General features: G+C 36.7%; 18 protein-coding genes. 6 read left to right on the top strand and 12 right to left on the bottom strand.

The window, feature by feature from the left end; all coding sequences use genetic code 11:
* Positions 1–44: 44 nt before the first annotated feature.
* Both HME7025_RS07400 and pgmB read right to left on the bottom strand, forming a co-directional pair.
* Entirely contained in the window at positions 45–2,345 is a 2,301-nt protein-coding gene (locus HME7025_RS07400; RefSeq protein WP_109323023.1) for a family 65 glycosyl hydrolase domain-containing protein, read from the bottom strand.
* 30 nt (positions 2,346–2,375) lie between these two features.
* Entirely contained in the window at positions 2,376–3,023 is a 648-nt protein-coding gene (gene pgmB / locus HME7025_RS07395; protein WP_109323022.1) for a beta-phosphoglucomutase, read from the bottom strand.
* A 178-nt stretch (positions 3,024–3,201) separates the two neighbouring features.
* Here pgmB and HME7025_RS07390 point away from each other — a divergent pair, with 178 nt between their 5' ends.
* The 6 genes from HME7025_RS07390 to HME7025_RS07365 are packed head-to-tail and all read left to right on the top strand — an operon-like array spanning position 3,202 to position 10,022.
* Positions 3,202–4,908 carry an alpha-amylase family glycosyl hydrolase gene (locus tag HME7025_RS07390; RefSeq protein WP_109323021.1) on the top strand — a complete coding sequence of 569 codons (1,707 nt, stop codon included), beginning with the start codon at positions 3,202–3,204 and terminating at the stop codon, positions 4,906–4,908.
* Positions 4,905–5,720: an N-acetylmuramoyl-L-alanine amidase-like domain-containing protein gene (locus HME7025_RS07385; RefSeq protein WP_109323020.1), complete on the top strand. Its 816-nt coding sequence runs from the start codon at positions 4,905–4,907 to the stop codon at positions 5,718–5,720. Before HME7025_RS07390 ends, HME7025_RS07385 begins: the two co-directional genes overlap by 4 nt.
* Positions 5,717–6,853, top strand: coding sequence for a MalY/PatB family protein (locus HME7025_RS07380; protein WP_109323019.1), 1,137 nt, complete (start codon positions 5,717–5,719; stop codon positions 6,851–6,853). The genes HME7025_RS07385 and HME7025_RS07380 overlap by 4 nt, the downstream gene beginning before the upstream one ends.
* Position 6,854: 1 nt before the next feature.
* On the top strand, positions 6,855–7,505 hold the full coding sequence (locus HME7025_RS07375) for a hypothetical protein (protein ID WP_109323018.1): 651 nt from the start codon (positions 6,855–6,857) through the stop codon (positions 7,503–7,505).
* The gene (locus tag HME7025_RS07370; RefSeq protein ID WP_109323017.1) at positions 7,502–9,217 is read left to right on the top strand and encodes an IlvD/Edd family dehydratase; all 1,716 of its coding nucleotides are present in this window, start codon (positions 7,502–7,504) and stop codon (positions 9,215–9,217) included. The genes HME7025_RS07375 and HME7025_RS07370 overlap by 4 nt, the downstream gene beginning before the upstream one ends.
* Positions 9,218–9,272: 55 nt before the next feature.
* Complete coding sequence (locus tag HME7025_RS07365) at positions 9,273–10,022, top strand: SDR family NAD(P)-dependent oxidoreductase (RefSeq protein WP_109323016.1); 750 nt, start codon at positions 9,273–9,275, stop codon at positions 10,020–10,022.
* Positions 10,023–10,104: 82 nt separating this feature from the next.
* Here the strand turns inward: HME7025_RS07365 and HME7025_RS07360 are convergent, their stop codons facing one another.
* From HME7025_RS07360 to fucP, 10 genes are read right to left on the bottom strand one after another with little or no spacing between them, the layout of a single operon-like run.
* Positions 10,105–11,172 (bottom strand): dipeptidase, encoded by a 1,068-nt coding sequence (locus tag HME7025_RS07360; protein ID WP_109323015.1) that lies wholly within the window; start codon positions 11,170–11,172, stop codon positions 10,105–10,107.
* Between the two features lies 1 nt (position 11,173).
* Entirely contained in the window at positions 11,174–12,265 is a 1,092-nt protein-coding gene (locus HME7025_RS07355; RefSeq protein WP_109323014.1) for a D-TA family PLP-dependent enzyme, read from the bottom strand.
* Between the two features lies 1 nt (position 12,266).
* Entirely contained in the window at positions 12,267–13,049 is a 783-nt protein-coding gene (locus HME7025_RS07350) for an L-fucose dehydrogenase (RefSeq protein WP_109323013.1), read from the bottom strand.
* Complete coding sequence (locus HME7025_RS07345) at positions 13,049–13,879, bottom strand: amidohydrolase family protein (RefSeq protein ID WP_109323012.1); 831 nt, start codon at positions 13,877–13,879, stop codon at positions 13,049–13,051. Before HME7025_RS07345 ends, HME7025_RS07350 begins: the two co-directional genes overlap by 1 nt.
* 1 nt (position 13,880) lies before the next feature.
* Positions 13,881–14,729: a fumarylacetoacetate hydrolase family protein gene (locus HME7025_RS07340; RefSeq protein WP_109323011.1), complete on the bottom strand. Its 849-nt coding sequence runs from the start codon at positions 14,727–14,729 to the stop codon at positions 13,881–13,883.
* 23 nt (positions 14,730–14,752) lie between these two features.
* Entirely contained in the window at positions 14,753–15,430 is a 678-nt protein-coding gene (locus tag HME7025_RS07335; RefSeq protein ID WP_109323010.1) for an SGNH/GDSL hydrolase family protein, read from the bottom strand.
* 10 nt (positions 15,431–15,440) lie between these two features.
* Positions 15,441–16,205, bottom strand: coding sequence for an SDR family NAD(P)-dependent oxidoreductase (locus HME7025_RS07330; protein ID WP_109325041.1), 765 nt, complete (start codon positions 16,203–16,205; stop codon positions 15,441–15,443).
* A gap of 14 nt (positions 16,206–16,219) precedes the next feature.
* A complete protein-coding gene (locus tag HME7025_RS07325) occupies positions 16,220–17,875 on the bottom strand; it encodes a UxaA family hydrolase (protein ID WP_109323009.1) in 1,656 nt (551 codons plus the stop codon).
* 14 nt (positions 17,876–17,889) lie between these two features.
* Positions 17,890–18,219, bottom strand: coding sequence for an L-rhamnose mutarotase (locus HME7025_RS07320; RefSeq protein WP_109323008.1), 330 nt, complete (start codon positions 18,217–18,219; stop codon positions 17,890–17,892).
* A 4-nt stretch (positions 18,220–18,223) separates the two neighbouring features.
* Positions 18,224–19,567, bottom strand: a complete 1,344-nt coding sequence (gene fucP / locus HME7025_RS07315) for an L-fucose:H+ symporter permease (protein WP_109323007.1) — start codon at positions 19,565–19,567, stop codon at positions 18,224–18,226.
* Between the last annotated feature and the right edge of the window lie 17 nt (positions 19,568–19,584).

The following is a 19,584-nucleotide window of genomic DNA, read 5'->3' as shown; positions in this document are numbered from 1 at the left end:
AATCTTTTAATAGCAGTAAAAAGGCCTCATTTAGAGGCCTTTTTTTATAGATTGATAGTTGAATTAGCTACAATTTGATACTTCTTATCATGTATGACAATTTCAGTATCATGATTGGCTAAATTTTGCACCTTCACTCCCTCTCGATTCACTTCTATTTCTAAATGATCTTGTCTGAAGTTGATTTTAAAACGATAGCTCTTCCATTGTTTTGGTAAAAATGGAGCTAAGTGCAATAGGTTGTTTTGAACACTTTGACCAGAAAAACCTTTGATGATGGACATCCAGGTTCCAGCCATACTGGTGATATGACAGCCATCTTCCGTGTCATTATTATAATCATCTAAATCCAAGCGCGCAGCACGAGTATAAAACTCATAAGATTTATCTTCTTTACCCAGTTTCGCAGCCAAAATACTATGTACACATGGGCTCAAGGATGATTCATGCACAGTTAGAGGCTCATAAAAATTGTAATTTCTTTCAATCTCCTCCAAAGTGAAATCCGATTCAAAAAAGTACATACCTTGTAAAACATCTGCCTGTTTAATATAACAAGATCGTAAAATTCGATCCCAAGACCAATGCTGATTGATGGGGCGCTGATGGGCAGGTATATGATCTACAGAAGCTATTATTTTATCTAAAAAGCCGTCTTGCTGAAGATAAACTCCTCTTTTCTCATCCCTAGGAAAGTACATATGTTGAACAATATGTTCAAATTCAGCTAATTCAGTCACAGAAAATTGACCTTTTTCAAATTTCAGATTGGCCTCCTTGGGATATAATTCGCTAATTTCTTGATAAACCTCTTGCACGTACTTTAAGCACCATACTGCCAAATAATTGGTATACCAGTTATTATTGACATTGTTTTCATATTCATTTGGTCCAGTGACACCCAGCATGACATATTTTTGCAGATTTTCTGACCAATTGACACGTTGTTTCCAGAATCTAGCAATCGCAATTAAAACATCCCAACCATAATCAAGTAAATGTTGCTTATCATCTGTGTATTGCACATAATCCTTGATGGCATAAGCTATAGCCCCATTTCGATGAATTTCTTCGAATGTGATTTCCCATTCATTATGACATTCTTCTCCATTCATAGTGACCATAGGGTAAAGCGCTGCACCTTGATCAAAACCAAGTTTTTGTGCATTTTCAATGGCCTTGTCCAATTGTTTCCAACGGTAGATCAAGAGATTTTTGGCAACTTGTGATGGCGCTGTTGATAGGTAAAAAGGAATGCAATATGCTTCAGTATCCCAATAGGTGGAACCGCCATACTTTTCTCCAGTAAATCCCTTTGGACCAATATTTAAGCGATCATCTTTACCTGTATAGGTTTGATTGAGTTGAAAAATATTGAATCGAATACCTTGCTGCGCGGCTACATCACCCTCTATAACAATGTCATTACTATCCCATTTCTTTGCCCAAGCGAGTGCTTGTTCTTGCAACATTTGATCAAATCCTTTGGAAGTAATCTTGGAGAGGTATTGCGATAATTTTATTTCAAATTCGGAAGTAGAGTAATTTTCTGAACTTAAATTAACAGCATATTTTAGTACGGTAGTAGTCTCATTTTCAAGCACTTTTACATTGTAAGTTAAAGCACTGTATTTTTCTTTTGTCTCGAATTCGGCTAAATGATCTACTTTTTGACCAACTTGATATATTTGAACTTCCTGTCCCGTAATAACTTCAAAGTGGGTCTTTTTTGTTTTAGACCAAACAAAAGATTGATTTTCGGAGGCGTTTACTTTGACTTGGTCCCAAAATTTTTCATTATAATTGGAATCTTTGTTTTGAATATCACCATCTATAAAAGCTTTGATTTGAATAGGTCCTGAGAAATTGATGGGCGTAATTGAATATGAAATAGCACCAGATTCATCGTCTGCCATACTATTAAAACGAAGGGATTCTATTTTTAATCGTTTGCCATTAGCCAAGGAGATATCACATTTTCGATGTAGAAAACCCTCTTTCATATTTAATTCACGATAAAAATCATGCATGGTAGCTTGATGTAAATCGACCTTCACTCCTTCTATTTCAATGTCAATTCCAATCCAATTGGCGGCATTTAGTACTTTAGCAAAATATTCTGGATATCCGTTTTTCCACCAACCTACACGTGTTTTATCTGGATAGTACACTCCTGCTACATAATTTCCTTGAAGTGTTTTTCCTGTATATGTTTCTTCGAAATTGGCTCTTTGACCCATTCGTCCGTTTCCTAATGAAAAAATGGATTCCGTAATTTCATTGAACTCTGGATGAAATTTATCTTCGATCACTTTCCACTCATCATGCTTTAAATATTGCTTCATATTTGTCTAATTAGGGTCGAAAAAAGTAAATTATAAAGTCATAAAATCGGATACTTGTATTTCGGTAAAGGATGAAATGATTTTATCAGCTCCACTTAAAACCAATGGCGAACCAATACCAATAACTTTCATTCCACCTGCTTTGGCCGCATCTATGCCTGCTTGGGCATCTTCAAAAACAATGCATTCTTCTGAGGAGCAGCCAAGTGCTTCTGCACCTTTTTGGAAAACTTCTGGATCGGGTTTGCTTTTACTGACTTTATTCCCATCAATTATGGCGTGGAACCAGGTAATTAAACCCGTTTTTTCTAAAATGATTTGAGCATTTTTACTGGCAGAACCTAAGGCAATCAAAAACCCTTGTTCTTTTAATTGCTGTAAAAAAGAAATGACTCCAGGCAAAATTTCGTTGGAGTTCATATTCGAAATAAGCGCTAAATAGTTCTCATTTTTTTCTTTGAGCCATCGATCTTTTTGCTCATGGGTAGCCTGATAATTTGCCCATTGCAAGATTTTTTCCAATGATTCAACTCGAGAAATACCTTTTAGTTCTTCATTCTGCTCATGACTTAATTCAAAATCAAATTGTTTTCCTAAGGTTTTCCAAGCTTGAAAATGGTAAATTGCTGTATCTACTAGAACGCCATCAAGGTCAAAAAGACAGGCTTTATACTTCATTTTATAATTTTAAGGGTTATGCTATATTTCAAAAATACGAGATTTTCAGCTGGGTAAAAAGCTAAATTTGGCTTATTTGAGCCTTTTATCTTGTATTTGAGGAATTATTTAATTTTATTTAAAAAGAATTAAACGGGTCTAAGACCCATATTTTTACAATTGCATGACCCTGAAATAAATGAAAGATAATAACTCCCATAAGTTTATTGTATATCAAATGATGTTCCATTTATGGGGTAATACAAATACAGATTTAGTCTTTAATGGTTCATGCCAAAGAAATGGAGTAACCAAGTTTAAAGATGTTTCATCGAAAGCTTTACAGGCATTAGCAAAAAAAGGATTTACTCATATTTATGCTACTGGTATTATTGAACATGCGACCATGGAAGATTTTTCTGCCTATGGATCGCCTTTGGATCACCCTTCTATCGTTAAAGGGCGTGCAGGTTCTCCTTTTGCGATCAAAGATTATTATGATGTCAATCCGTTTTTAGCTTCAGACCCAGCCAAAAGATTGGAAGAGTTTGATGAAATGCTGCTTAGAATTCATGCTTGTGGTTTGCAGTTAATTTTAGATTTTGTTCCGAATCATTTAGCCCGACAATATTATTCAGATAAAAAGCCCATTGGTGTAATTGATTTTGGTGCGAATGACCATACAGATAAATCATTTGACCCCAATAATAACTTTTATTACTTACCAGGTACTCAATTTTCTGTTCCAGAAGGACTTGATATACCTGTTCCATTTTCTATTCCCTACATTGAGATTCCCGCCAAGGTGAGCGGGAATAATGTTTTTTCTGCTCAGCCGTCCAAAGATGATTGGTTCGAAACGGTGAAGTTGAATTATGGCATTGATTTTCAACATGGAGAAACGACATATTTTGATCCTATACCAGATACTTGGTTAAAACTGCTGGATGTTCTGACTTATTGGACGAACAAAGGGGTGGATTCTTTTCGCTGCGATATGGCTGAAATGGTTCCTGTAGCATTTTGGGCTTATGTCATTCCAAAGATTAAAGCTATTAATCCTAAAATAACTTTCATTGCCGAAATTTATCAACCTCACCGTTACCATGAGTATATTTTCCGTGGTGGATTTGATTATTTATATGATAAGGTGGGACTATATGATGCTTTAAGAAGGTTAATGGAAGAGAGACCAGAGGCTACTGTAGAGGATATTACACGAGTTTGGCAAAATGAATCTGGGGATTTTGCGGAGCATATGTTACGCTTTTTGGAAAATCACGACGAAACCAGAATAAATAGTCCTGGTTTTGCCCAACAAAACCTATGGTCAACTATTCCGGCCATGGTCATTACAGCTTGTCTGCATCATGGACCATTGATGACCTATATGGGGCAGGAATTTGGTGAACAAGCTAATGAGGTGGAAGGATTCAATATGGCTCAAGACCGAACTACGATGTTTGATTTTTGGAGGGTAGAAACCCATCAAAGGTGGATGAATCAAGGGAACTTTGATGAGGCACTATTAACTAAAGAGGAGCAACAATTGGATGAATTTTACGTGGATTTATTCCAATTTGTGCATTCTCATCCCGCTATTCAAAAAGGGCAGTTTTTTGATTTACAATATGCTCAAAATGAGGCCTATCCTAACCGAAAAGTTTATTCATTTTTGCGATATACTCCTAAAGAGAAATTGTTAATCGTATGTAATTTTGATTCTCAATATTCCTATTCAGTGGATATTCATTTACCTACATTGGCTAAAGATATGATGCAGGTGTCTAAGGTTAAATTGAAATTGGACAAGGCATTTATTCCTCCTGCATTAAAAGAACATAATCAAGCCATCAATGAGGCTATTTTGCCTCCTAATAGTGCTTATATATTTAAGATTTCATGATTTTCTTGATGCATACCTATATGCGATATTTACTATTTCTCTGTTGTCTTGTTTTTAGTCTGGAAGGAAAGGCGCAAGAGAAATGGATTCCTTTGGATTTGCAAAGCAGAATAGCTTTAGCAGAAAAAAATAGAAATCATGTGATTTTGGCAGAGTATTTCTTAGGAAAACCCTATGTGGCGAATGCCCTTTCGTCTGAAAATCCTGAGAAATTATATGTTTCCTTAGAGGATTTTGATTGTGTAACATTCATTGAAAATGTCATGTCTTTATATCATTCTAAAGGTCAGGATTCTCTTTATAAGAAAAACCTAATTCATTGGAGATATTCTCAAGCAAAGGATATTCGATTTGAAACAAGAAACCATTATTTCTCATCCTCCATGCAACAATTAATAAAAGATGCATGGATTAGTCCAGTTCACAGTCCTGAGGAAATACAAATCAATAAGAGCTTTGCTTTTTTATCTCAATTTTATCTGAAAAAGAATAAAAACATTTCTATTCCTGCTTTAGAACAAATTGAGAATCAATTGAGATTTAGCCCTTTTACCTACGTCCCCACAGCTCAAGTAAGTAAACTACTTCCAAGTTTAAAAGAAGGTGATATCGTTACTTTTGTTTCCAAAAGAAATGATTTGGATGTACAACATACAGGCTTTCTGACTTTTAGAAAATCAAACTGGTATTTACTCCATGCTTCTCAAGAAGTACGAAGGGTCTGTGTGTCGGATAAGAATTTATTGGAATACTTAAAATCGCATCCCTCCTTTCTTGGCATTCAGGTTTTTAGACCTAATTTTATTAAATGAAAATATACGACTTTGATCGAGTAATTGATCGTAAAAATACTTCTAGTTATAAGTGGGATAATCCCTTGTACCAAGGTAAACCCATGCTTCCTATGCCTGTGGCAGATATGGAATTTGCTGTGGCTGATGAAATATTGGAAGCATTAGATAACATAACTCAACATGGTGTTTTAGGTTATTCTATTGTACCGGATTCATTGAAATTATTGGCTCAAAAAAAAATACAAGAGGATTATCAATGGGAAACCGAGCTAGAATGGCAAGTATGGTTACCTGGAATTGTGCCCGGCATAACCTTAGCTTGTGATTTATTTGCCAATGAAACAAGAGGAGTCGCAACAACTATACCTGTATACCACCCTTTTCATCTAATACCAACATGGTTAGGTAGACCTTTAATTACCTTTCCTATGGTAGAAAAAGAAGGCCGATGGACATATGATTTTATAGCATTTGAGGAAGCTTTAAAAAAACAACCAGCGGTTTTTTTGTTTTGTAATCCACATAATCCTGGGGGTACCGTGTTTAATCAAGATGAAATTGATCTAATAATAAGTTTATGTAAGCAATATGATTGTATGATTATTTCTGATGAAATACATGCTGATTTACGCATACATCCCCAATCGAAACATATTTGTATTGGCCAATTCATCGAAGAAATACCCTCAATTAGTTTCTTTGCTACTTCAAAGGCCTTTAATACTGCTGGCTTAGGAGGTTGTGTAGCTATTATTCCTCACAAATCTACTCGAGAAGCTTTTGTAAAGAAAACCTTTGGGTATATGCCCATGCTGAGTCGGCATAGCATTGATGTAATGTCGGCAACTTATCAACACGGTTCGAATTGGTTATCTCAATTAATCCCCTACTTGAAACAGAACCATGATTTTCTCATGGATTTTGTCAAGCAACAAGCAGGTTTGGATATGATTCCATTAGAAGCAACTTATTTAGCCTGGATTTCATATGATCAAAGTTGGGGAGATTTACCCGAGCGACTGTTGGAACATGGACTACATGTATTGCGTGGAGAACAGTTTAAGGGAAAAAACTTCATTCGTTTGAATTTTGCTTGCCCTCATTCTCAGTTAGAGGAAGCCTGTCAGATTATTGCCAGTTTGTCACACTAACATGGTAAAGATTATTCGCTTTTTTTCATTTTTATTGTTGGTTTGTCTACTCGTAGGGCTGATATATTATGTACAACAGAAAGAAGAAATGGAAGAGCAGTCGACAATTAGATTGGAGGAAATGGATTTGGTACAACGATACCAAGATTCCTTGAATAATCCCCCTAAAGTCATTGAGCAAAGTAATTTGTCCGAATTCTACACTAAATTTGAGGACATTGAAGCAAAAATTGAAACGGAAACCAATAAAATTGTTTTTAAAGTTTCAAAGAGCAATCAGGCTATCTTTCAAAAGGAATTTTTGCATGTTAGCTGTAAACAAATTTTATCTTCTGATTTGAATGGAGATATGCAACCTGAGTTTTGGATTTTGGTGACAAAGGGTAAAAGTAGCCTTATTTATGCTTTTGAATACCAAAAGGGAAATTTGAAAGAGGTTCAATTTCCCGTACTTAAAGGTCGACAAAACTTTGGGTACGCAGGAAATGATAGTTTACATGTAGATAAATCTTATATTGTAAGGTCATTTGATTTTAAAAATGATCCCTATTCAGACCTCCCTGAAGGAATGAGGGCATGTTATTATAGCTTTGGTACAGACCGAAGCTTTGTATTAAACAAAACGTTAGACTTAGAACATATTCAACAATGAGTGAGCAAAAATTACGATCGCAACAATGGTTTGGCAAAACAGGTAAAGATGGATTTATTTACCGTGCTTGGATGAAAAATCAGGGTATTCCTGATGATTATTTTCAAGGTAAACCAGTTATTGGTATTTGCAATACGTGGTCAGAATTAACCCCTTGCAATGCTCATTTTAGAGAATTGGCAGAATTTGTCAAAAAAGGAGTCATAGAAGCAGGAGGATTTCCTGTCGAATTTCCAGTTATGTCTTTGGGTGAAACACTGATTAAACCCACAGCCATGTTATACCGTAATTTGGCAAGTATGGATGTCGAAGAATCCATTCGTGCAAATCCGATTGACGGTGTAGTTTTGATGTGCGGTTGCGATAAAACAACACCTTCCCTAGTGATGGGTGCGTGCAGTGTGGATTTGCCTAGTTTAGTTATTTCAGGTGGACCCATGATGAAAGGGAAGTTCAAAGGAAAGGAAATTGGGACATCGGATGTGTGGCGTTTTGCTGAAGCTTATAAATTAGGTGAATTATCTCAAGCTGAATTTATTGAGGCAGAAGCGTGTATGGCGCGTACGCCAGGTCACTGTGCGGTGATGGGTACAGCCTCTACCATGGCAACGATGGTCGAAGCATTGGGATTAAGTTTACCTCAAAATGCAGCTATTCCTGCTGCTGATGTGCGTAGAAAGGTGTTGGCTCAGCATTCAGGAAGAAGAATTGTGGAAATGGTAAAAGAAGATTTGAAGCTTTCCAAAGTATTGACTCGTGAAGCATTTGAAAATGCCATTCGAGTGAATGCTGCTACTGGAGGTTCTACCAATTTTGTGATTCACTTATTAGCCATTGCTGGTCGTATTGGTGTTGAATTGGATTTAAATGATTTTGATAAATTTTCGAAACAAATTCCTTTATTAGCTAACATTCAACCATCAGGTGTCCATTTCATGGAAGATCTGTATTATGCTGGAGGTTTACCAGCATTGATGAATCAAATGAAGGAATTCTTGCATACTGGAATTATTACCGTGAATGGTAAAACAGTGGGAGAAAACATTGCGAATACTCCAATTTATGATTCAAACATCATTTCTACCATGGAGAATCCTTTTAAACCGGATTCTGGGATTGCGGTTGTGAAAGGTAACTTGGCTCCCAATGGAGCTGTGGTTAAACCTAGTGCAGCATCTCCTGAGTTATTTAAACATCGTGGTAAAGCAGTAGTATTTGAAAATATTGAAGATTATCATGCTCGAATAGATCATCCAGATTTAGATATCGATGAAAACTCTGTGATGGTATTGAAAAATGTGGGGCCAAAAGGTTATCCAGGTATGGCTGAGGTAGGCAATATGGGTATACCCAAAAAACTCCTAGAAAAAGGTGTAAAAGATATGGTTCGTATATCTGATGGACGGATGAGTGGAACTGGTTTTGGAACGGTAGTATTGCACGTTTCTCCGGAATCAGCTGCTGGTGGGCCATTGAATTGGGTTCAAAATGGCGATTATATAGCCTTGGATTTAGATAATAGATCCATCAACTGGGAAGTTTCAGAGGAAGAATTAGAAGCACGTAAGTTGGCACAACCTTTCCAAGTGCAAGCACATATAAGAGGTTATGTAGGTTTATTTATTGACCGCGTTTCCCAAGCCCATGAAGGAGCTGATTTTGATTTCCTTAAGGGAGGATCAGGTTCTATCGTTACAAGAGATTCTCATTAATTTCAAATAAAGAGGCCTTATTGATTCAACGAGGCCTCTTTTTTTATACGTAATTATGTTAAAGTATATTGTTACTGGTGCTGCACAAGGTATTGGTTTTGAGATAGTTAAGTCGATTTTATTGCAAGGCAATTATGTTATCTGGAATGATATCAATCAGGAACAAATTGATCAAGCAAAAGCTCAATTACACCATCTTGGTTTATACCAGTTTTCATGTATCTGTGCTGATGCAAGCTCTGATGAATTCCTAGATTCTCTTTCTATTTTGATTGATGAAACGCCTGGAACACTAGCTGGATGTGTTTGCAATGCAGGCATTACTACTTTCGGAGATTTTTGGTCATATACCAAAGAATCTTTAGATCACATTTTGAAGATAAACATTAAAGGAACCTTCTTTTTGGCACAATTAGTAGCTCAAAAGCTTAGAGATGCAGGAAATGGAGGAAGTATTTTATTGATGTCCTCAGTTACGGGTCATCAAGCTCATCCTGATTTAGCTGCATATGGAATGACAAAGGCTGCTTTAAATCAATTGGCCAAGAATTTAGTAATCGACCTCTCTCCTTTTCAAATTCGAATCAATACGATTAGCCCTGGGGCAACTTTAACTGAAAGAACACTTTCTGATCAAGATTATATCAAAGAGTGGTCAGCTATTACACCTTTGGGCTATCCAGCCACGGTAGAAGACATCGCGAATGCGGCTTTATTTTTCCTCTCACCTCTTTCTAAACACATCACTGGCCAGTTTTTGGTCATTGATGGAGGTTGGACTTCGGTAGGGATACCCCCTAAGTGAATGGTGAATTGTTAATGGTGAATTATAAAATGGAAATAGCAATTCATACTCCATTTACCATTTACCATTCACAACTTACAATTTATTTCCAGGTTTTCTCTAAAAAACCAATCCAGTTTTTATGACATATCTTTTCAATATCATTGGCTGAATAGCCTCTCTTGCTCAGTAAATCTGGTATTTTTTGCAAATCTGCAATGGATTGTATATCATAAGGGCATTGTTCTGTTCCAAATCCACCATCTAAATCAGTGCCTAAACCCACATGGTTGGTATTACCAGCAATTTGACAAATATGATCTAAGTGATCAATCATGGTATTCAAACTTACCTGCATATTTTGAGGTGTAGAAACACCTCTTTCCCAATTAGGGACCATCATCCAGGCATCCAATGGCATTCCAATTACTGCACCCCGACGAATCAATTCTTTGAATTGTTCATCCGTAAATTGGCGATTATGATCTACTAAAGCCCGACAATTATGGTGGCTTGCCCAAACAGGTCCATCATAGTGTTCCATCGCTTCCCAAAAGCTTTCATCACATAAATGGGTGGCGTCTAGAATAATGCCTAACTGCTTCATTCTAGTTAAAAGAGCTCTTCCGTTTTCGCCCAATCCACCTGTCGCATTGGTACCTTGCGCATATCTACCAGGACCATAATGTGCTGGTCCTAAAGCTCTTAAGCCATAGTTGTAAGCTATATCTAAATGATCTACCGTAATAATGGAATCAGCTCCTTCTAAACTTAAAATATAGCCAATCTTCTTTTTGGGTTCTTGGCTATTATTCCAATAGGTCAGATGAGCTTGCAATTCTGACCAGTTTCTGATAGGACTTAATTCTCCCAAGGTTTCAAGTGCCTTGTAATAAGCTAATTGTCCTTGAGTTTGCGCCCAAGCTTGTTCAGGTGAATGCCATCCGGGTATAGTAGAGTTTTTTTCTACATATCGAGCTATTTGAGTGGCTACTACAATTCCTATATTCCCTTTTCTTAATTCATCCAATGAGATGACAGCATTCCCTCGATCGGGTTTGTCTGTCATACCAAATTCTCTCTCATTGATGTCTTGTAAGGAAGATCTTAAATCCCGATTCCATTCCAAGGCATTCATACTCAGGTCCAAATGCGCGTCAAATAGTAGCATCTTATATGTTGATTTTTCTGTTTCTGGCTTTTACTTCCCAAATTCCAGCAAGCTGGTTATTTTCTATCACTTGCAAGTTAGCATGCAAGGCAACGGTTGGACAAACATGAAAAGGAATCATGTAAAATTCTTGACCTATTTCAAAAACATCAGAGTCTGGCACTTCGACGATACCATGTTCTTCACTTTGGCTTACTAATATAAATTCTGGACGGTCGATGAATCGAACTCGATTTTCAATGGTGTTTTCTGCTGCAACCGATTTATGTCCCAAATCCAAGCATATCGTTGTTTTACTAGGTTTTGAAATGATTCGACTTATAATATAAAGTGCTGGTTCTAAGCTATTTTCTGGATAAAGAGCAGCATATCCAGCATCGAAAAAGACAAAAGTACCAGGGCTACACACATAGGCAGGGTTTTTATGATGAACTAAAAAACTAGGTGTTCCCCCAACACATAATTCTAAGTCTGGAAATTCAGATGAAATAGCCTGAACTAATGCCTCAAATTCAACAAAATCTGTTTGGACATGTAATTTTCTATCTTCTAAATTCAAGTCCCGAATATGGCCATCATAAGCATGCAATCCACTTATAGTTATTGCTGGTAAACTCTTTATCTGTTGAATCAATGTAGCTGCAAGTGCTGGACGGATACCCGTTCGATTCATCCCTACATTGATATCAATAAATACATCAATGTTTATACCATGACTTTGAAAGATAGTAGAAATAGCCTCTGCCGCATGAAAATCATCAATTAAGCAAGCAAAACGGCTTTTGGGATAGGTTTTTACCAATTCGACCAAACGATAAATGTAAGGTCCAGTTGCCTGCATACTCAACAAAACTGAAGGAGCATGCGATAAAGCGAGTAGTTCGGCCTCAGCAATAGTAGCACATTTGAATTTAGTTATTCCCGCAGCTAAGAGTAAGTCATTTACCTCTTTTGTTTTATGCGTCTTGATGTGGGGTCTTAATCGATTAGCATCTCCACCTACCAAACTCAACACATAAGCAATATTTTCTTTTACCTTTTCAGGAAAGACCAATAAACCCGGACTTTGAATATTTGTACAATCAATGCTCATATTATATTAATGCACGATCTAAATGAGTATATCCGCCGTCTACGTGAATTAATTGACCAGTCGTATGACTTGATTTTTTTGACATCAAGAAAGTAACCATGTCTCCTAATTCCTCCGATGTAGTCATTCGTTTTCCTAAAGGTATTTTTTCAGTAATCGAGGCTAATGTTTCTTCGGGATTAGGAAGGGTCTTTAACCATCTGTCGTACAAAGGTGTATAACATTCTGCTACAATTACAGCATTCACACGAACTCCTTCTTTCAATAATTCCACAGCCCATTCGCGGGTTAATGCATTTCTTCCACCGTTGGCAGCTGCATAGGCAGAAGTTCCACCTTGACCGGTTTCAGCTACTTTGGAACCAATATTAACAATAGCTCCTTTCGATTGAATTAAATGCGGTAAGCAAGCCTTTGCCATTAGGTAATAATGAATCAAATTGGAATGTAGCGACTGCATAAATTTTTCATAGCTTCCAGAAGCTAGACCTACCCCATCGTTTATACCAGCATTGTTGACTAATCCATCGATTCGACCAAAAAACTGATAGACTTCATTGACTACACGTTCACATTCTTCTGGGCGACTTAGTTCCGCTACAAAAGAAAATGCTTGTCCACCGGTAGCTTGAATCTTGGCTATTGCCTTTTCATTATCTTCCTTATTTCTCCCCACGATAGCCACCATAGCTGATTCTAAAGCTAATGATTGACTGATTCCTTCTCCAATTCCTTTGGCACCACCCGTTACGATGATGACCTTTTCTTTAAGTCCTAGGTTCATTATAGTTCTACTTGATAAAAAGCTAAACAATTATTCAATTTAATATCTGCTTGTTCGCATGCAGACAAGCTGGCAACACTTTCATGAAATACTTCCAGCCATTTCTCTAAGGTTGATGCGACTAAAACAACGGGGTAATCGGAACCAAATAATAATCTTTTGGGACCAAATACCTCTAAAGCTACATCAATTGTTTCTTTAATTTCGTCTTTTGTCCAATTGGCCCAATCTGCTTCTGTAACCAATCCTGATATTTTAGCCGATACATGGTCAAGAGATCGATATCCTTGAATATCTTTCTTCCAATTGGTCAAATCTTTTGATTTATATGGAGGCTTGGCCAAATGATCCAAAATCAATTTTTGATCGGGTAACTTTTGAGCAAAGGCAACACTTTCTTTTAATTGATGGGGATAAATTAAAATATCGTAGGTGTAATCAAATGCAGCTAATTGTTTAACCCCTTGAATGAAATTTGGTCTTTGAAAGAACAATGGGTCTTTTTCTCCTTGAACAACATGTCGGAAACCCACGCATTTTTCAAATTGAGAAAAATATTCTAATCTACTCTCCAGATGATCATTTTGTAAATCTGTCCAGCCAACAACTCCTTTTATAAAGTCATTTTGCTCAGCCAATGCTAATAAAAATAGCGTTTCCTCTTCAGATGAATCTGCTTGTACAGCTATGCAACCTTGTATTCCATTGCTTTCAAATACAACCTGGCTTTCATTAGGATAAAAATCCGTTTGAATTTGGGACATATCATCTGTAATCCAAGTGTCTCGTTCAGGCTGATAGTTCCAAAAATGTTGATGTGCATCAATCATACTAAGCTGAATAGGCAATTGCCATTTGTTTTTGCTCACCTAAACCATCCATGCCTAATGTCATGACATCACCTGGCTTTAAAAAAACGGGAGGATTTAAACCAAGGCCAACACCGTGAGGTGTTCCTGTGGAAATAACATCTCCTGGCAATAAAGTCATGAATTGCGAGATGTAAGAAACAATTTGTGGTACATTAAAAATCAATTGTTTCGTATTACTTGTTTGAAAACGCTTTCCATTGATATCCAACCACATATTTAGGTTATGAACATCTTGTATTTCGTCTTTGGTGGCTAAAAAGGGTCCCAATGGAGCAAAAGTATCGCATCCTTTTCCTTTTGACCAGTTACCTCCTCTTTCTAATTGGAACTCTCTTTCAGAAATATCATTGTGTAAACAATATCCAGCTACATAATCGTATGCATTGTCCTCATTAACATATGAGGCTTTTTTACCAATTACAATGGCAAATTCAACTTCCCAGTCCGTCTTAACGGAGTTCTTGGGAATAATAACATCATCAAACGGACCGCTTAATGCAGAGGTACTTTTGAAAAACAAAATAGGTTCTGTAGGAATGGCTGCACCTGTTTCTTTGGCATGGTCAGCATAATTTAAACCCACACAAATAATTTTTGAAGGACGAGCTACACATGAACCAATTCGCTCTGGATTATCTACTTCCTCCAATATTTCATTATTGACTACGTCTGCCAATTTTTTTAATCCGTCTTGTTCAAAAAATGCTTCATTGAAATCTTGAAAAAATGGACTGACATCGAAATACTTACCATCTATTAAGACAGCAGTTTTTTCTTTATTAAGGGCTCCTAGACGAACTAATTTCATACGTAAATTGAATTATAAAGGTATTATTTAATGTCTTTTAAAACAGACCACATGGTTTCAGCCAAAAACTTATTGCCAGTTTCATTTAAATGAACTCGGTCACTAGTTAATATGCCAGATTCTTTATTCTCAGGGTTATTGTTTTGCTCATAAGTTAAAAAAGCCTTACGCAAATCAATCAAGGTACAATTATTGTTTTTTGCAATTCGACGAATGATATCAGAATAGCGATTTAAATCACCATCGTTTTCATTCGTAGCATCATAGCGCTCTCCAATAACGGTTGGTGTACAAATAAGCACCTGACTTCCAGCAGCTTGAATTTTCTTGATTAAAGCATTGTAGAAACGCTCAAACTTATCAGCATCTGTACCTGTTCTCGAAGATGTTTTATGCCAAACATCATTGATGCCAATGTAAATGACTGTGATATTAGGCTTTTTTGACAATAGATCATCTTCATGACGAAGGTATAAATCATAAATTTTGTTCCCCCCTATTCCTGCACCAATTAATTCGTATTTATCGCCGATTCCTTGAGCAGCTAACATGCCTTGCATTTGAGTGATATAACCCGTTTTAGAAACTCCAGCCTGTGTAATAGAATCACCAAAGAATACGATTTTGATGGGATTGGCTGGACTAAATGAACTTAATGTTGCCAACAATAAGGCAATGGAGAGAATCAACTTACTTTTCATACGATTTAAATTAATTGTTTAAATATGTAAAACCACCGTCAATCGGATAATCACAACCTGTGATGAACGAGGCTTCATCAGAACATAAATATAGGGCTAAATGAGCAATTTCTTCAGGTTGAGCCATACGACCTATAGGCTGAGTTGCCGATAATTTGGCAAACATTTCTTCCTTTTTGTCTGGATAATTTTTAGCAATAAACCCATCTACAAAAGGAGTATGCACTCTACCAGGAGAAATGCAATTACATCTAATACCTTGTTGGATATAATCTTTAGCTACTGATTGGGTCATAGATCGTATAGCTCCTTTTGTCATGGAATACCCAAAACGGTCAGGGATACCAACAGAAGCGGCTACTGATGCCATATTGACGATTACTCCTTTGCTTTGTTGTAACATACTAGGTATAAAAGCCTGCATACAATGGAAGGCTCCTTTTACATTGACATCAAAAATGGCTTGAAATCCTTCAGAAGTCGTATTTTCTAAATTACCAATTTGAGCAATACCCGCATTATTAACTAAAATATCGATGTTGCCTATAGAGGAAGCTAGTTTTTTTACAGCCTCTAAGTCGGTGATATTAACAATGTGCAGTTGAGATTTCCCTGAAATACTTTTTAAATTCTTTTCAGTTTGGCGGGAAGTAGCATTTTCTAAATCAATCATATGCACTTCTGCACCCTGACGGGCAAAAAGTAAGGATATCGCTTTTCCAATACCAGAACCACCTCCAGTTATGATGGCTTTTTTATTTTTCAATGAAAAAATCATAGCACAAAGTTTTATAAAGATACTCCCCTTCTCCAAAACATGAAATCATCCTGACCAAGCTCCATGGCTTTGGTATTGATTTCACCTGATGCTAAACGAATAACATAATCCAATATTTCCTCTCCCATTTCTTCCACTGATTTTTCGCCTGAAATAATTGGACCGCAATCAATATCAATGATTTCAGGAAGCTTTTCCGCTAATCGAGTATTGGTAGATAATTTAACCATAGGACTAATGGGATTACCTGTAGGTGTACCTAATCCAGTTGTAAATAATTGAACAGTGGCACCAGCACCAGCCATACCAGTAGTGGCTAATACATCATTTCCTGGTGTACAAACTAGATTTAAGCCGTGTTTTTTGGCATATTGTCCGTATCCTAATGCATCCACAATGGGAGAAGTTCCTGCTTTTTTGGCAGCACCCGCTGATTTAATAGCGTCTGTAATTAATCCATCTTTAATATTACCAGGAGAAGGATTCATGTCAAAACCAGCACCAACGGCCTCAGCTCTTCTAGCATATTCACGCATTAATTTGCCAAAATTATCAGCCACAGTGGCATTTACTGATCTATTTTGTAATTCTTGTTCTACACCGCATAATTCTGGAAATTCAGCAATCATAACGGTACCTCCTAGAGCAACTAACAAATCTGCTGTGTGACCTATGGCAGGATTGGCAGAAATACCTGAGAAACCATCAGAACCACCACATTTAACACCTAAGCGTAATTTAGAAAGTGGAGCCTCTGTTCTACTAATTTTATTTATTTCTACTAAACCTTGGAAGGTCTTTAAAATAACATCACTTAATAAATTCTCCACACCGCTGCCCTCGTCCTGTTGTTGTTCAAAGAAATGAATGGGTTTTGAAAAATTAGGATCAATGGCTTTTAAGCTATCTTTAAAGGTTTCAATCTGAGAATGTTGACAACCTAGGCTTAAAACAGAAATTCCACCGACATTCGGGTTGACACAATATCCTGCTAATAATGAGCAAAGCATGTCTGAGTCATCTTTACTCTCGCCACAGCCACTTTCATGACGTAAAAACTTGATTCCGTCTACATTGGGGAAAGCAGCAGATTTCTGTAATAATTCACCTTTAAACGTGCCTTTTATATCGCTTGTTTTTAGGTCATGACCACTTTCTAATTGCTTCTTTAATTCAATAACTTGATCGGTAAATGGATCATTTTTTTGAAAACCTAAACCTTTAATAAAGGCATTTTTTAATAATTCGATATTTCGGTTCTCACAAAAAACCAATGGAATAACTAGCCAATAGTTTTGAGTTCCTACCTGACCATCAGGTCTTTGGTAACCTTTAAATGTGGTATTTTTCCATCGATCAACATTGGGAGCTTCCCAATTATATTCTTTTTGTTTCCCTAAAAAGTCTTGTGATGCATGATGTAAGTTGAACGTATGTATTAATCCTCCTTTGGGAATATCTTGAGTTGCAACACCTACCAATACACCATACATGGTGGCGGTATTACCTTTAGGAATATCAACTGTACTAAATTTATGTTTAGCTGCTATATCATCTTTCAACGTAATTTCCTGACCTTGATGTTGTATAACAGTACCAGCTTTTAAGTCTTTAAGGGCAACGAGTAAATTATCTATGGGGTGTATCTGTAAGTAAGAACGGGACATTAAAATAGTTTTAATTAAAGTTTAAAGATTTGTTTAGTTAATACCCATTTAACTCCTTCAGGAGTACCGGGTATCACTTGCTGAAATTGACTCATGAGTTGTTCCCATGCTTGAACCTTCTCATTGGAGGCGTCTAGCTTACTTTTTTCCTCAAAATCGAAATGGTCATGGGCGACAATCTCCATGACTAGTCGGTTTTCAAAGCGATAAATTTCCATGGATTCAATTCCAGATGCACGAATGCTCTCCGCGATTTCGGCGGGGATGTTTTGATGGTAGTTTTCATAGGTTTGAATAAGTTTAGATTCATTTTTTAAATCCAGCATTAGCATAAATCGTTGCATAATCCTAGATTTTTTGGATTTTAAATCCTTGGTACGCGTAATATACAATAAACACAAAGCAAGCCAAAGGAATGCCCAATGCCAAAGAAGGCCCTATTTTAAATAAATAAGCAGTAAATGGGGGAATAATCGCTCCACCTACAATGGACATGATAATTAACGATGAGGCTAATTTAGAGCCTTCACCTAAATCTTTACATGCTAATGCAAAGATAGTAGGAAACATAATGGATTGGAAAAAATATACCATCATTAATGCAATTACAGCTAAGATTCCTCCTCCTAGTATAGCAATAATGATAGAAAGTACTGATCCAATGGCATAAATTCCTAAAACTCGATTTGATTCATATTTACCCATAAAATAAGTACCTATGAATCGGCCAATCATAAATAAAATGAAAGCAAATGAAGCATGAAAACTCGCAATTTGCGTTGGAGTCATGCTTTCTGTTGTTTGATAGATTTGTTCAACAATCCATAAATTGGAATCTCGTGCAAAGTCCAATTTGAAATCAACAAAATTTCCCCAAAGTGAAACTTGTGCTCCGATATTGCAAAATTGTGCGATGACGCCTAGACGTAAATGTTTGTTTTTTAGTAGACTAACAATGGTAATTTTACTACCGCTCGATTTACTTTCTCCTACCGCTTTCACCTCGGGCATTTTAGTGATTGCAAATAATACAGCAACAATTGCTACCACAACTCCAATGACTAAATAAGGACCTTGAACTGATTCAGCTTGACTCACTCGAATAGCCTCAGCTTCTGCTGCTGGTAATGCTTGTATCATATCTCGAGTATATTCTCGATCAGAAAAGATAAATAAACCACCAATTACCGGGCCTAAAATGGTACTAATTCCATTGAAAGACTGTGCCAAATTAAGTCGAAAATCTCCTTTCTTAGGATCCCCTAGTACGGTAACATATAAATTAGCAGCTGTTTCTAAAAAAGCAATTCCACTAGCTATTAGAAATAACGCACCTAAGAAAAAACTATATTCTCTGACCGATGCAGCAGGGTAAAATAAAAAAGCTCCAGCAGAATAAAGGATTAGGCCCATTAATATGCCCATTTTGTAGCCTAATTTACGCATCACCATTCCAGCAGGAATAGCCATGACAAAATAGCCCATATAGAAAGCCGTTTCAACAATGTTAGCTTGCCATCTTTGTAGATCTAAGGCTATCTGAAATTGTTTAACTAAAGTACCATTCAAGCTATTGGCTAAGCCCCAAAGAAAAAATAGACTTGTAACTAAAATAAAAGGAAGTAAATAATTAGTATTGTCTTTACTTTGACTTAGTTCTAATTGTTCTTCCGAGTTTATGGGTAAGGCCATGCAGATACTTTGTGTTA

The organism is Aquirufa nivalisilvae (genome assembly GCF_003143535.1).
GTDB lineage: Bacteria > Bacteroidota > Bacteroidia > Cytophagales > Spirosomataceae > Aquirufa > Aquirufa nivalisilvae.
Note: the sequence above shows the minus strand (reverse complement) of the source record. Positions and strands in the feature narration are given on the sequence as shown.

Excerpts from the sequence above, each read along its gene's own strand:
- HME7025_RS07400 (WP_109323023.1), bottom strand. The coding sequence starts at position 2,345 with ATGAAGCAATATTTAAAGCATGATGAGTGGAAAGTGATCGAAGATAAA.
- pgmB (WP_109323022.1), bottom strand. The coding sequence starts at position 3,023 with ATGAAGTATAAAGCCTGTCTTTTTGACCTTGATGGCGTTCTAGTAGAT.
- HME7025_RS07390 (WP_109323021.1), top strand. The coding sequence starts at position 3,202 with ATGAAAGATAATAACTCCCATAAGTTTATTGTATATCAAATGATGTTC.
- HME7025_RS07385 (WP_109323020.1), top strand. The coding sequence starts at position 4,905 with ATGATTTTCTTGATGCATACCTATATGCGATATTTACTATTTCTCTGT.
- HME7025_RS07380 (WP_109323019.1), top strand. The coding sequence starts at position 5,717 with ATGAAAATATACGACTTTGATCGAGTAATTGATCGTAAAAATACTTCT.
- HME7025_RS07375 (WP_109323018.1), top strand. The coding sequence starts at position 6,855 with ATGGTAAAGATTATTCGCTTTTTTTCATTTTTATTGTTGGTTTGTCTA.
- HME7025_RS07370 (WP_109323017.1), top strand. The coding sequence starts at position 7,502 with ATGAGTGAGCAAAAATTACGATCGCAACAATGGTTTGGCAAAACAGGT.
- HME7025_RS07365 (WP_109323016.1), top strand. The coding sequence starts at position 9,273 with ATGTTAAAGTATATTGTTACTGGTGCTGCACAAGGTATTGGTTTTGAG.
- HME7025_RS07360 (WP_109323015.1), bottom strand. The coding sequence starts at position 11,172 with ATGCTACTATTTGACGCGCATTTGGACCTGAGTATGAATGCCTTGGAA.
- HME7025_RS07355 (WP_109323014.1), bottom strand. The coding sequence starts at position 12,265 with ATGAGCATTGATTGTACAAATATTCAAAGTCCGGGTTTATTGGTCTTT.
- HME7025_RS07350 (WP_109323013.1), bottom strand. The coding sequence starts at position 13,049 with ATGAACCTAGGACTTAAAGAAAAGGTCATCATCGTAACGGGTGGTGCC.
- HME7025_RS07345 (WP_109323012.1), bottom strand. The coding sequence starts at position 13,879 with ATGATTGATGCACATCAACATTTTTGGAACTATCAGCCTGAACGAGAC.
- HME7025_RS07340 (WP_109323011.1), bottom strand. The coding sequence starts at position 14,729 with ATGAAATTAGTTCGTCTAGGAGCCCTTAATAAAGAAAAAACTGCTGTC.
- HME7025_RS07335 (WP_109323010.1), bottom strand. The coding sequence starts at position 15,430 with ATGAAAAGTAAGTTGATTCTCTCCATTGCCTTATTGTTGGCAACATTA.
- HME7025_RS07325 (WP_109323009.1), bottom strand. The coding sequence starts at position 17,875 with ATGTCCCGTTCTTACTTACAGATACACCCCATAGATAATTTACTCGTT.
- HME7025_RS07320 (WP_109323008.1), bottom strand. The coding sequence starts at position 18,219 with ATGCAACGATTTATGCTAATGCTGGATTTAAAAAATGAATCTAAACTT.
- fucP (WP_109323007.1), bottom strand. The coding sequence starts at position 19,567 with ATGGCCTTACCCATAAACTCGGAAGAACAATTAGAACTAAGTCAAAGT.